The sequence below is a fragment of the Pseudomonas sp. SA233 genome, assembly GCF_054792385.1.
Map to the genome: position 1 here is coordinate 3,447,369 of NZ_CP096449.1, position 13,324 is coordinate 3,460,692.

10 protein-coding genes are annotated in these 13,324 nt (G+C 64.5%); 6 read left to right on the plus strand and 4 right to left on the minus strand.

What is annotated here, in order from left to right:
• Window positions 1-115 precede the first annotated feature (115 nt).
• Window positions 116-2,245: a TonB-dependent receptor gene (locus M1D87_RS15880; RefSeq protein WP_123084858.1), complete on the plus strand. Its 2,130-nt coding sequence runs from the start codon at window positions 116-118 to the stop codon at window positions 2,243-2,245.
• A gap of 220 nt (window positions 2,246-2,465) precedes the next feature.
• Window positions 2,466-2,765, plus strand: a complete 300-nt coding sequence (locus M1D87_RS15885; protein ID WP_003260568.1) for a hypothetical protein — start codon at window positions 2,466-2,468, stop codon at window positions 2,763-2,765.
• Between the two features lie 17 nt (window positions 2,766-2,782).
• On the opposite strand, the gene M1D87_RS15890 is transcribed toward M1D87_RS15885, so the two are convergent.
• On the minus strand, window positions 2,783-3,595 hold the full coding sequence (locus M1D87_RS15890; protein WP_039615268.1) for a class I SAM-dependent methyltransferase: 813 nt from the start codon (window positions 3,593-3,595) through the stop codon (window positions 2,783-2,785).
• Between the two features lie 281 nt (window positions 3,596-3,876).
• On the minus strand, window positions 3,877-6,063 hold the full coding sequence (locus tag M1D87_RS15895) for an OsmC domain/YcaO domain-containing protein (RefSeq protein WP_013973003.1): 2,187 nt from the start codon (window positions 6,061-6,063) through the stop codon (window positions 3,877-3,879).
• Between the two features lie 389 nt (window positions 6,064-6,452).
• On the opposite strand from M1D87_RS15895, the gene M1D87_RS15900 reads away from it, so the two are divergent.
• The 4 genes from M1D87_RS15900 to M1D87_RS15915 all read left to right on the plus strand — a co-directional run bounded on the left by M1D87_RS15900 (window position 6,453) and on the right by M1D87_RS15915 (window position 11,689).
• The gene (locus M1D87_RS15900) at window positions 6,453-6,908 is read left to right on the plus strand and encodes a (2Fe-2S)-binding protein (RefSeq protein ID WP_003259224.1); all 456 of its coding nucleotides are present in this window, start codon (window positions 6,453-6,455) and stop codon (window positions 6,906-6,908) included.
• Window positions 6,908-9,157, plus strand: coding sequence for a xanthine dehydrogenase family protein molybdopterin-binding subunit (locus M1D87_RS15905; protein ID WP_061551640.1), 2,250 nt, complete (start codon window positions 6,908-6,910; stop codon window positions 9,155-9,157). Before M1D87_RS15900 ends, M1D87_RS15905 begins: the two co-directional genes overlap by 1 nt.
• Window positions 9,158-9,174: 17 nt before the next feature.
• Window positions 9,175-10,518 (plus strand): c-type cytochrome, encoded by a 1,344-nt coding sequence (locus M1D87_RS15910; protein ID WP_123084859.1) that lies wholly within the window; start codon window positions 9,175-9,177, stop codon window positions 10,516-10,518.
• 151 nt (window positions 10,519-10,669) lie between these two features.
• Window positions 10,670-11,689 (plus strand): XdhC family protein, encoded by a 1,020-nt coding sequence (locus M1D87_RS15915; protein ID WP_123084860.1) that lies wholly within the window; start codon window positions 10,670-10,672, stop codon window positions 11,687-11,689.
• A gap of 21 nt (window positions 11,690-11,710) precedes the next feature.
• Here the strand turns inward: M1D87_RS15915 and M1D87_RS15920 are convergent, their stop codons facing one another.
• On the minus strand, window positions 11,711-12,499 hold the full coding sequence (locus tag M1D87_RS15920; RefSeq protein WP_123084861.1) for a substrate-binding periplasmic protein: 789 nt from the start codon (window positions 12,497-12,499) through the stop codon (window positions 11,711-11,713).
• Window positions 12,500-12,665: 166 nt separating this feature from the next.
• Window positions 12,666-13,307, minus strand: a complete 642-nt coding sequence (locus tag M1D87_RS15925) for a LysE family translocator (RefSeq protein ID WP_015270713.1) — start codon at window positions 13,305-13,307, stop codon at window positions 12,666-12,668.
• Window positions 13,308-13,324 lie beyond the last annotated feature (17 nt).

Sequence of the window (13,324 nt, forward strand, 5' to 3'; positions counted from 1 at the left end):
CGCTTTTTCTGCCAGCTGCATTCTTGCAATAGCAAATACGAACTCTTTACACTTGCTTTACATTTGCAAATCATTACTATTCGTGACCTTCAAATACAACAAAGAGTCACCTGTAATGGCAAAAAAGTCTGTTGTCCCAGCATCCATTTCCGTGCTGGGCATTCTGGTTGTACCTGCTGTTAACGCGGTCCAACCTGAATCGCAGGGTTCCCTCGCCTTGCCCGCCACTGCGGTCACCAGCGCCTACGAGCAGCAAAGCTACAAGGCCAGCGAAAGCCGCAGCGCCATGAAGATCGACGCCCCGCTGCGCGACATCCCGCAAACCGTCAACGTCGTGCCCGAAAGCGTGATCAAGGACCAGGGTGCGCAGTCTATGGAAGACGTGCTGAAGAACGTGCCCGGCGTCGGCCTGTCCAACGGCGACGGCCAGCGTGACCAGGTGACCATTCGCGGCTTCAGCGCCATTGGCGACATGTACATCGACGGCGTGCGCGACGACGCGCTGTATTTCCGCGACCTGTCCAACATCGAGCGGGTCGAGGTGATCAAGGGCCCTGCCGCCGTGCTGTATGGCCGCGGCTCTTCGGGCGGCCTGATCAACAGCATCAGCAAGAAGCCGAGCTTCACGCCCAAGCGCGAAGTCGGCATGAGCTTCGACAGCGAAGGCAAGCGCCGCACCCAGTTCGACACCGGCTGGGCCGACCCGCAAAGCAACCAGGCCTACCGCGTGACCGGCGCCTTCGAAGACAGCGACACCTTCCGCGACGATGGCTATATCGACCGCAAGGCCATCGCGCCATCGGCCTACTTCCGCCTCTCCGACGACCTGGAACTGAACCTGGGCGCCACCTACCTGTACGACAAGCGCCTGATCGACTTCGGCATCCCGGCGCTGGGCAACCGCCCGGTAGATGTGGACCGCGACAAGCGCTTCGGCTCCGGCGATGCCGACCAGGACTACGCCCGTAGCGAAGTGTTCTCGCTGACTGCCAGCCTGGACTACCGCATCAACGACGACTTCACCCTGACCAACACCAGCCGGTACTACCGCTACGACCTGGACCGCAACAACACCTTGGCCGACAGCAGCCCGACGCGCTTCGTCACCGCGCCTGACGGCGAACTGCTGGTCAAGCTCAACCGTGGCAACGTCGCCCGCGACGAGTACGGCATGTTCAACCAGACCGAACTCAAGCAACAGGCGCAGCTTGCCGGCATGCAGCACAACCTGCTGTATGGCGTTGAAGTGGGCTTCCAGGACAAGCACCAGCGGGTGCGGAGCCAGAACAACGTGGCCCAGGTGCCGGTGTACCGCGACGCCCTGGTGCCGGTGCCGGAGCACGCCGCCAACCTGTCGTCCAAGGGCACCAACTTCCAGCAGACCGCCGGCCTGTATGTGCAGGACATGATCGAGCTGAACGAGCACTGGAAGGCCCTGGTCGGTGTGCGTTATGACATCTTCGGCCAGGAGTACGACGACGACCGCGCGCAGAACGTAGACCTCGACCGTACCGACAAGACCTGGAGCCCACGTGCCGGCCTGGTGTACCAGCCGGATAACATCCAGTCCTACTATGTGTCGGTCAGCCGCAGTTACCAGCCTTCGGGCGAAGTGTTCGCGGTCAGCCCGACCAACCAGCATCTGGAGCCGGAAGAAACCACCAACTACGAAATCGGCGCCAAGTGGGACCTGCTCGACAGCCGCCTGTCGGTGACCGCAGCGGTATTCCGCCTTGAGCGCACCAACATGAAGACCGCCGACCCGGCCAACCCCAACCTGACTGTGCTGGCCGGCGAACAGCGCACCGACGGTTTCGAAGCCACCGTCAGCGGGCAGCTCACGGACAAGTGGCAGATCTACGCTGGCTACGCCTACCTGGATGCCCAGATCACCAAGTCCAACAGCAAGACCAATGGCGTGGCCAACGAAGGCCAGACTCCTACGCTGACGCCGCGTAACAGCGCCAACGTCTGGCTGGTGCGCACGCTGACCCCGGAATGGCGCGTGGCCGCCGGCGCCAACTACGTCGACGAGCGCTACACCGCACTCGACAACGTGGTGGTGATGCCGGGCTACACCACCTTCGACGCCGCGCTGCTGTACAGCGTGCCGCAGTGGGATGCCGCGCTGCGCCTCAAGAACGTGTTCGACCGCGACTACTATGCTTCCGCGCACGGTTCGGTTGACCTGATCACCCCGGGTGCACCGCGCACGCTGGAAGCCAGCTTCAACTACCGGTTCTGATCGTTGCCCCAGGCGCAAGGCCTTGCCATGGTGCGAGGCCTTGTGCTGCTTCTGATGCAACGCAAGCGTTCACCGCTTCGCTTGAATGCAATATCCTGTGCAGTGGATGGCACCGGCCTTGCCAGTGTTCGCGGCGCTTCGACGCCTCGGTAAACCCACTCCCACAGGGGCAGCACCTTGCTTGCGATCGCAGAGTCCTGCGCCTCGGTAAGGAGAGCATATGAGCAGTAAACCGATTCGCCCCTCCACGTCCTGGGCGCTGACCACCCTGCTCGCCTTCAGCCTGGCACTCACCGCCGGCTGCTCCAGCAAAGCCAGCAAGGCCAGGTACGCGACGCCGGCAACGGGCTCCAACTGCTTCGCCAAGGCCGTCCCCACCACCGGCGAAGGCGGCCTCGCGTGGGGCAATACGCTGAGCATTGCCCGACAGAAATCGCTGAACAACTGCGTGCGTTATGCAAGCCGGTCAGGAGGCACACCGAAGACTTGCCAGGTGGTGATGGCCAAGTGCAAGAACTGAGCGCTTGGCCCGTGGGCTCAACCTCGAATGATCACCACTTCAAGGTACTCGCTCGGCACCACCAACGACGACGACCCGCCCACATTGCTTTCATTCAGCAACTGGGTCAGATCCCGCTCCAGCGCCCCGGCCGCTTCCGGCTCCAGCGAGGCAAACGCTTTGTGCACCGGCCCGTACCAGGTGCGGAACACCTCGATGAAATGCGCCGCCGAGCGATAGCGGAAGTTGAAGTGCTGGCGGCTGACCTTCAATTCGCCCAGCGCCCCCTCGAACATCACGCGCAACTGTTCTTCATCACCCCAGCGTGAAGGCGGCAGAGCCCCGGCTGGTGGCGGTACATGCCGCCCGAGGGTCTTGAACATCTGCCCGACGAACCCTTGCGGGGTCCAGTTGGCCAGACCGATCCGGCCACCGGGCCGGCACACCCGGCTCAGTTCGCGTGCGGCCTGGGCCTGGTCGGGCGCGAACATCACGCCGAAAGTGGACAGCACGGCATCGAAGGTGCCATCGGCAAACGGCAGCGCTTCGGCATCGGCGACCTGGAACACCACATTGAGGTGCTCGGCCCGCGCGCGTTCTTCACCGCGCTTGAGCAGCTCGGGCACATAGTCGGTGGAGGTGACACGGCAGCCGCGCCGGGCAGCAGCCAAGGTGGCATTGCCGTTGCCGGCGGCGACATCCAGCACCTGCTCGTCCCAGCGCAGGTCACAGGCTTCGGCCAGGCGTTCGCCAACCAGTTGCAGGGTGGTGCCGATTACCGCGTAGTCGCCACTGGCCCACGCGGCTTGCTGGCGGGCTTTGAGGGCATTGGTATCCAAAGGGGTGCTCATGGTCTGCGCCTTCTTGTTATGCGCGGCCGAGGTCCTTCTGGCAGTCAACGCGCCATGGATCGAGGGGATGGGAGCAAAACGCTACGCGCCTGGCAGGCGAAGCGGCAAGACAGATTGGGGATAGCGGTTATTTGAAACCGATATATGAAGGCGATCGACGTCGCTGTAGGAGCGGCCTTGTGTCGCGATGGGCCGCAAAGCGGCCCCCGTTTTGGCATTGAAGCTGATATTGCCGGGGCCGCTTTGCGGCCCATCGCGACACAAGGCCGCTCCTACAGGAGTCAGGCGAACTTGGCCCGGGCCGCGTGCAGCTTCTTGTAGCTTTCGATCAGGCGCAGGTGGCGATCGAGGCCTTCGAGCTTCATGCTGGTCGGGGTCAGGCCATGGAAGCGCACGCTGCCGTCCACCGAACCCAGCACCGCGTCCATGCGCGGGTTACCGAACATGCGGCGGAAGTTGGCTTCGTAGTCGTCCATTTCCAGTTCGTCGTCCAGCAGCACTTCCAGCACCACGTTCAGCGCCTGGTAGAACAGGCCGCGCTCGACGGTGTTGTCGTTGAACTGCAGGAACGCCTCCACCAGTTCCTTGGCATCCTCGAAGCGCTGCACAGCCAGGCAAATCAGCAGCTTCAGCTCGAGAATGGTCAACTGGCCCCACACCGTGTTCTCGTCGAACTCCACGCCGATCAGCGTGGTGATGGTGGTGTAGTCATCCACATCGCAGTTGTCCAGGCGCTTGAGCAGCAGCTTGAGGGAACGGTTGTCCAGGCTGTGGAGATTGAGGATGTCGGCGCGGAACGACAAGGCGCGGTTGGTGTTGTCCCAGATCAGGTCCTCGACCGGGTAGATCTCCGAATAACCCGGCACCAGGATGCGGCAGGCGGTGGCGCCAAGGTTGTCGTACACCGCCATGTACACTTCCTTGCCAAGGTCCTCGAGGATGCCGAACAAGGTCGCGGCCTCCTGCACGTTGGAATCCTCGCCGTGGCCGGAGAAGTCCCACTCGACGAACTCGAAGTCGGCCTTGGCACTGAAGAAGCGCCACGACACCACGCCACTGGAGTCGATGAAGTGCTCGACGAAGTTGTTCGGCTCGGTCAGCGCGTGGCTTTCGAAGGTCGGTTGCGGCAGGTCATTCAAGCCTTCGAAGCTGCGGCCCTGCAGCAGTTCGGTGAGGCTGCGCTCCAGCGCCACTTCCAGGCTCGGGTGGGCGCCGAACGAAGCGAACACGCCGCCGGTGCGCGGGTTCATCAAGGTCACGCACATCACCGGGAACTCGCCCCCCAGCGACGCATCCTTGACCAGCACCGGGAAGCCCTGCTCTTCCAGGCCCTGGATGCCGGCGACGATGGCCGGGTACTTGGCCAGTACCTCCTGCGGCACATCCGGCAGGCACAGCTCGCCTTCGAGGATTTCGCGCTTCACGGCGCGCTCGAAGATTTCCGACAGGCACTGCACCTGCGCCTCGGCCAGGGTGTTGCCGGCGCTCATGCCGTTGCTGAGGAACAGGTTTTCGATCAGGTTGGACGGGAAGTACACCACCTGCTGGTCGGACTGGCGCACGAACGGCAACGAGCAGATGCCGCGCGCGGTGTTGCCCGAGTTGGTGTCGTAAAGGTGCGAGCCACGCAGCTCGCCGTCCGGGTTGTAGATTGCCAGGCAGTGCTCGTCGAGGATCTCGGCCGGCAGCGCATCGCGCGGGCCGGGTTTGAACCACTGCTCGTTCGGGTAGTGCACGAACGGCGCGTTGGCCAGGTCCTCGCCCCAGAACTGGTCGTTATAGAAGAAGTTGCAGTTCAGCCGCTCGATGAACTCGCCCAGCGCCGAGGCCAGCGCAGCCTCCTTGGTCGCGCCCTTGCCGTTGGTGAAGCACATCGGCGACTGGGCGTCGCGCACATGCAGCGACCACACGTTAGGCACGATGTTGCGCCACGAGGCGATCTCGATCTTCATCCCCAGCCCGGCGAGGATGCCCGACATGTTGGCGATGGTCTGCTCCAGCGGCAGGTCCTTGCCGGGGATGTAGGTGCTGGTGTCCGCCACCGGCATCAGCAGGCCCTGGGCATCGGCATCGAGGTTGTCGACCACTTCGATCACGAACTCGGGGCCGGTCTGCACCACCTTCTTCACGGTGCAGCGGTCGATGGAGCGCAGGATGCCCTGGCGGTCCTTCTCGGAAATGTCCTCGGGCAGCTCGACCTGAATCTTGAAGACCTGGTTGTAGCGGTTTTCCGGGTCGACGATGTTGTTCTGCGACAGGCGAATGTTTTCGGTGGGAATGTCGCGGGTCTGGCAGTACAGCTTGACGAAGTAAGCCGCGCACAAGGCCGAAGACGCCAGGAAATAGTCGAACGGCCCTGGGGCCGAGCCATCCCCCTTGTAGCGGATCGGTTGGTCGGCGATCACCGTGAAGTCGTCGAACTTGGCTTCGAGACGGAGATTGTCGAGAAAATTGACCTTGATTTCCATGCGGGATTACCGTGATTTAAGCGTGCAAAACGAAATTGGCCGGCATTATCCGGGTTTTCGTTGCGGAAGTCCTCCTCACCTCCAAATGCGCTTTCTTGTAGGAACGGCCTTGTGTCGCGATGGGCCGCAAAGCGGCCCCTTACAATACTGCATGCTGCCAAGATCCTGGGGCCGCTGCGCGCCCCATCGCGACACAAGGCCGCTCCTACAGGCGATAGCGCACATCGCCGCTTGCGCATTTCACCGAATTGCTTGCCTGATCCTCTGAACCTGCCCCCGTCAGCAGACCGGCGGTCACCCCGCTGTGCTAGCGTTTCTGCACTGGGGAGCACCGTATTCCCCGATCACAAGAAACCAAGCGACAGCAACCGTTGACGGGCAGGTGAACCATGGAACTACGCATCAACCAGAAGACCTACCAGGTCGAGGCAGACGCCGACACGCCCCTGCTGTGGGTGATCCGCGACGACCTGGGGCTGACCGGCACCAAGTATGGCTGCGGCCTGGCCCAGTGCGGCGCCTGTTCGGTGCTGGTGGACGGCAACGTGGTGCGCGCCTGCGTCACCCCGGTGGCCGGCGTGGTCGGGCGCGAGGTGACCACCATCGAGGCGATCGAGGCCGATGCCGTCGGCAAACGGGTGGTCGCGGCCTGGGTCGAGCACCAGGTGGCCCAGTGCGGCTACTGCCAGTCCGGCCAGGTAATGGCCGCCACGGCGCTGCTCAAGCACACGCCCAAGCCCAGTGACGCACAGATCGAGGCAGCCATGGTCAACCTGTGCCGCTGCGGCACCTACAACGCCATCCATGCTGCCGTGCATGAGCTGGCCCAAGGGGAGAAGGCCTGATGAACACACCAGTCGATACCCCCGCCGAACTGCTCAAGCTGCAACTGGGCGAAACCGTCAACCTGTCGCGCCGGCGCTTTCTTGCCGGCACGGCTGTCGGTGCCCTGGTGCTGGGTTTCGGCCTGCCCATGGGCTCGGCCCGCGTGCAGGCAGCTGCCGCAGCAACCCCGGAGCGCGGCACCCAGGTGCCGGCGTTTCTGGAGATCCGCCCGGACGGCAAAGTACGCCTGCTCAGCCCGTTCATGGAAGGTGGCCAAGGCCCCTTCACCGCCATGGCGCAGATCGTGGGTGAAGAGCTGGACGTCGACCCGGCCAATTTCGTGGTCGACAGCGCGCCGCCCGGCGAAGCCTATGTAGTGATGGAAAACGGCATGCGCATCACCGGCGGCAGCATGTCGGTGCGCATGAGCTACCCGACCATGCGCCGCCTGGGCGCCCTCGCCCGGGCCATGCTGCTGCAGGCGGGTGCCGAGCAGCTGGGCGTGCCGGTCGAAGAACTCTCCACCACGCCGGGTCACGTGGTACATACCACGACTGGCCGCTCCATCCCCTATGGTGAACTAGCCGGGCGTGCCATGGACCTGCCGGTGCCGGACCCGGCCAGCGTCAAGCTGCGCGACCCCAGCCAGTTTCGCTGGATCGGCAAGCCGGTACGTCGCCTGGATGCCTACGACAAGTCCACCGGCAAGGCGGTGTACAGCATCGACATCAAGGTCGACGGCATGCTCCACGCTGCCGTGCAGCACGCGCCACGCCTGGGCATGACCGTCGGCAGCCTGCGCAACGAAGACCAGGTCAAGGCCATGAAGGGCGTGCATTCGGTGCATCAGCTGCCGGGTGCCGTGGCCGTGGTTGCCGAACGATGGTGGCACGCCAAGCGCGCGGTCGAAGCCATCCAGGTGGACTGGAAGGAGCCCGCGGCCGACAGCCCGGTACGGCCAATGCCGGCCGACTTCTCCAGCGATGGCTGGCGCGAGCACCTGGCCACGGTCACGGGCCCGGCGCGCGATGACGAAAACCAGGGCGACGTGGCCGGCATGCTGGCCAGTGCCAAGACCCGGGTCGAGGCAACCTACCACAACCAGTACCTCAACCACGCCCAGCTGGAGCCGCCGTCGGCACTGGCGCGCTTCAACCCGGACGGCACCCTGGAGGTATGGCTGCCCAACCAGGCGCCGGACATGTTCCGTGACGACATTGCCAAGCGCACCGGCCTGGCCCCGGCACAGATCACCCTGCATTCGCCGTTGCTGGGCGGTTTCTTTGGCCGCCACTTCCTGTACGACTCGGCCAACCCCTACCCACAGGCCATTGCCTTGGCCAAGGCGGTCGGCCGGCCGGTGAAACTCATCTGGAGCCGCGAGGAAGAATTCCTCCGCGATGTGCTGCGCCCGGTCGCCGTGGTGAAGTTCCGCGCCGGGCTGGATGCCGACGGCCTGCCGGTGGCCCTCGAAGCCGTGAGCGCCACCGAAGGCCCGACCGAGGCCCTCGCAGGCAAGCAAGGCGAAAAGCTCGACCCGACCGCGCTCGAAGGCCTGTCGGGCAAGTCCTACGCCATCGCCAACAAGCGTATCGCGCAGATCTACGTGAAAGGCCCGGCCATGCTCGGCTACTGGCGCTCGGTGGGCAACTCGCTGAACGACTTCTTCTATGAGTCGTTCCTCGACGAACTGGCCGACAAAGGCGGCAAGGACCCGTTCGAACTGCGCCTGCACCTGCTGCGCGACAACCCGCGCCTGACCAACCTGCTGCAGGCCGTCGCCGAGCTTTCCGGCGGCTGGAAGCGCGGGCCGTTCACCGCCGAGGACGGCAGCAAGCGGGCGCGTGGCGTGGCCATGGCCTCGCCGTTCGGCTCGGAGGCAGCGGTCATTGCCGAGGTATCGATCGAGAACGGCCAGGTCAAAGTGCACGACATCTGGCAGGCCATCGACCCGGGCAGCATCGTCAACCCGGCGATCATCGAGCATCAGGTCAACGGCGCCGTCGCCCTGGGCCTGTCGCAGACACTGCTGGAAGAAGCGGTGTACGTCGATGGCAAGCCGCGCGCGCGCAACTACGACCTGTACCCGATCCTGCCGCCGTCGCGCATGGCCAGGGTGCATGTGCGCATTGTCGAAAGCGGGGCGAAGATGGGCGGCATCGGCGAGCCACCGTTGCCCGCAGTGGCACCGGCGGTGGCCAACGCAGTCGCGCAACTGACCGGCCAGCGCGTGCGCAGCCTGCCATTGAGCCGCCATACCTTCAGCTGAGCACACAAGGACGCCCCATGACCCATCGTTTCGCAAGAACCGCTGGCTGGCTGGCGCTGCCGTGCCTGGTCGCGGCAGGCCTGCTGGCCTGGTACGTCACCCGCGAGCCTGCCTCGCCATTTGCCGATGCGCAGCCCACCACCGCCGACCCGGCGCTGGTCAGCCGTGGCGAGTACGTAGCCCGCCTCAGTGACTGCGTGGCCTGCCACAGCCTGGCGGACGGCAAACCGTTCGCCGGCGGTCTGGAAATGGCCACCCCGCTAGGGACGATCCACGCCACCAACATCACCCCCGACCGCGACACCGGCATCGGTGGCTACAGCCTGGCCGACTTCGACCGTGCCGTGCGCCAGGGCGTAGCGCCCGGTGGCCGACGGCTGTACCCGGCCATGCCCTACCCGTCCTACGCCAAGCTCAGCGATGACGATGTAAAGGCGCTGTACGCCTTCTTCATGCACGGCGTGCAGCCGGTGCAACAGGCCAACCTGGCCAGCGACATTCCCTGGCCGCTGAACCTGCGTTGGCCCATCGCCTTGTGGAACGGCGTGTTCGCCGCCACCACGCCCTACACCAACCAGGCCGGGCAGGATGCCCAGTGGAACCGCGGCGCCTACATCGTCCAGGGCCCAGGCCACTGTGGCAGCTGCCATACGCCGCGCGGCCTGGCCTTCAACGAAAAGGCCCTGGATGACAGCGGCAAGCCGTTCCTCGCTGGTGCCCTGCTCGATGGCTGGTATGCACCGAGCCTGCGTGCCGACCCCAACACCGGGCTGGGGCGCTGGAGCGAAGCCGAGATCGCGCAGTTCCTCAAGACCGGGCGCAACCGGCATGCGGTGGTATTCGGCTCGATGACCGAGGCCTTCAACAACTCCACGCAGTTCATGAGTGACGACGACCTGGCCGCCATCGCCCGCTACCTGAAGTCGCTGCCCGGCGACCCGCAACGCGACGGTGCGCCGTGGCAATACCAGGCCGAAACGACGGCGGCGCGGCTCGACAGCCCTGGGGCGCATACCTATGTAACCCGCTGTGCGTCGTGCCACGGCCTGGACGGCAAGGGCCAGGCCGAATGGATGCCGCCTTTGGCCGGCGCTACTTCAGCACTGGCCAAGGAAGACGCCTCGGCGATCAACATCACCCTCAATGGTTCGCAGCGGGTGGTGACGGCCGGGTTGCCCGATGCCTATCGCATGCCGGCCTTCCGTGAGCAACTGAGTGACCAGGAAATTGCTGATGTGCTGGGTTTCGTGCGCAGTGCCTGGGGGAACAATGGTGGCGCGGTGAATGCGCAGGCGGTGGGCAAGTTGCGTGGGCATACCGACCCGGCCAGCAGTAGCCCGATCATTTTGCATATGCGATGAATTTGGTGGCTGTACCGGCCTCTTCGCGGGTGAACCCGCTCCCACAGGATTTGCACCACCCCTAAGACCTGTGCAGTACCTGTGGGAGCGGGTTCACCCGCGAAGAGGCCGGTACAGCCACCCTTGAATACCAGGCTTTACCGGAGTACCCATGGAAAGCATCGACCTGCTGGTCCTGCGCACCACCCGTGACTGGCTCGCCGCCGGCCATCGCACCCTGCTCGCCACGGTCGCCCGCACCTGGGGCTCCTCCCCCCGCCCGGTGGGCTCGATGATGGCCCTGCGCAGCGACGGCCGTGTGGTTGGCAGTGTCTCTGGCGGCTGCATCGAGGACGACCTCATTCACCGCTACACCAACGCCTACGGCGGCCCCGGCATGCCCAGCGGCCTGCCCCAGGTGGTACGCTATGGCGTCAGTGCCGACGAGGCCCACCGCTTTGGCCTGCCCTGTGGCGGTACCCTCGAACTGGTGCTGGAATTTGCCCCGTCGTTGCAACACCTCGAACAACTGCTCGCCGGCCTCGACGGCGGCAGCCTGGTACGGCGTGGGCTCGACCTGCGCAGCGGTGAAGCCAGCCTCAGCGCCACCACCACGCCCGAACTGTTCAGCTTCGATGGCCGGCACATGCTCAGCACTCTGGGCCCCGGCTACCGCCTGCTGCTGATCGGTGCCGGCGCGCTCGCCGAATACCTGGCGACCATGGCCCTGTTCAATGGCTTCAGCGTTTCACTGTGCGACCCGCGCCCCGAGTACACAGCAGGCTGGAACGTTGCCGGCGTCAACCACCTTGCCGGCATGCCGGACGACGTCGTCCGCGCCTTCGCCCCGGACCTTCGCAGCGCCATCGTCGCCGTCAGCCACGACCCCAAGCTGGACGACCTGGCCCTGCTCGAAGCGTTGCACAGCCCGGCGTTCTATATCGGTGCCATCGGCTCACGGCGCAACAGCCAGCTGCGCCGCGAGCGCCTGATCGAACACTTTGGCGAAAGCGAAGCGTCGTTGCGTCGCCTGCACGGCCCTATCGGCATTTATATCGGTAGCAAGACCCCAGCCGAGATTGCCGTCAGCGTCATGGCCGAGATCCTCGCGGCGAAGAACGATGTCACCCTGCCCGGCGCAGTCAGCGTGACCCGGGCCAAGGAAGCCGAGCAGCTGGCCCGAGCCCTGTAGGAGCGCATGCCAGGCTGCTATTTATTGCCAACGCTCCAGGTTTTGCTGCACCAGTTGCTCCGGCAACGCCCCGGCAACGATCTTTTCCATCGCCCTTGTCAGTGCCTCACGCAGCTTCGGCTGATTGCAGGGCGAGTCATGCGAAAGCGCCAGGTACAGCCCTTCGCTGGATACCGGTGGTTCCAGCACCTGTAAATTGTCGGCAATCCCCAAGGTGCGTGCCAGCGCCAAGCCGGGATACTGCTCGTACACCACGTAATCGCTGCGCTTGTGCATCAACTTCTCGAATGCCTGCCTGGCACCGGGTACCGCTTCGAGGGTGAGGTTGGTTCTGGCGTAGTCGTCGAACTGCTGGCCGTGGCTATTGTTGACCAGCGTGCCGCCTTTGCGGCCCTTCAGGTCGGCCCATTGCTGGTAGGCAAAGGTATTGTCCTGGCGCACCCAGATAACACTTGGGGTATACAGGAATGCGGGGGTAATGAAGTCCATCTGCTGCTGACGGGTCTTGGTCAGGAAGTACCCGGCCATCAGGTCGATCCGGCCCGTGCGCACTTCTTCCTGGGCGCGCGACCACGGCCCGCCGTAGACCACCTCGATTTCCAGCCCCAGTTGTTTGCCCAGGTACTTGAGCAGGTCGGCATTGGCACCGATCAGTTTCTGGGGGTTTTGCGGGTCGCGCCACAGGTAGGGGGGGTATTCCGGGTTGCCGGTGGCAGTCAGCCGCCGGCATTCCTCATGCGCTACCGCCACCAGCGGCAGCAGCAGGCACGGCAACAGCAGCAAGGCGTGGCGAAAGCAGCGCTCGATCATCGACAACCCTCGGCACATGTGACATCCGCAGACCCGGAGCGGCGGCCAATGGTTGCCACGTCCTGTGGTCGACTGCAGCACCCATCTGTGCGTGCTGCAGACAGTCTGGACCATGTATGGCCATCAGGTTGGCCTTTTATCGGCCAGATGGAGCGCCCCTCGTACTTCAGGCCCCCTGCCGGCGCATCGCCAGGATTGCCGCGCCAAAACCGATAAAGGTAGTGCCCACCACCCGGCTCACCCAGCGCGACAGGGACGGCCGGGTCAGCACGCCCTTGGCCCGCGCCGCCAGTGCGGCATACAGGCTCAGCGAAACCAGCGACAACGCTACGAATATCCCGGTCAGGATCAGGAACTGCGGCAACAGCGCCGCCCCCTGGTCGATGAACTGCGGGAACAGCGCGGTAAAGAACATGGTCGCCTTGGGGTTGGTCACTGCCGTGAGGAAGGCCGACTTGTATAGCTTCAGCGGCGTGGGCCGAACCTTGGCCACACCCTCTGCGTCGCCCTGCGCCAGCATCGGGCTCTTTTTCAGCAACTGCCGCGCGCCCAAATAGAACAGGTAGCCCGCCCCCAGGATCTTCACGGCGTTGAACAGCATTTCGGAACTGGCCAGCAGCGCGCCCAGCCCCAGCATGGCGGCTGCCGACAGGCAGAACAGGCCTGAGCCATTGCCCAGCGACGACCAGATCGCGCTGCGCTGGCCATGGGCAAGGCTGTTGTTGATGGCCATCAGGGTGGCAGGGCCGGGGCTGGCGATCGCGATGGCAGCGACCAGGGTAAAGGCAAACAGCGAGTGAGAATCCATTTTCAGGCTCGTCAGGC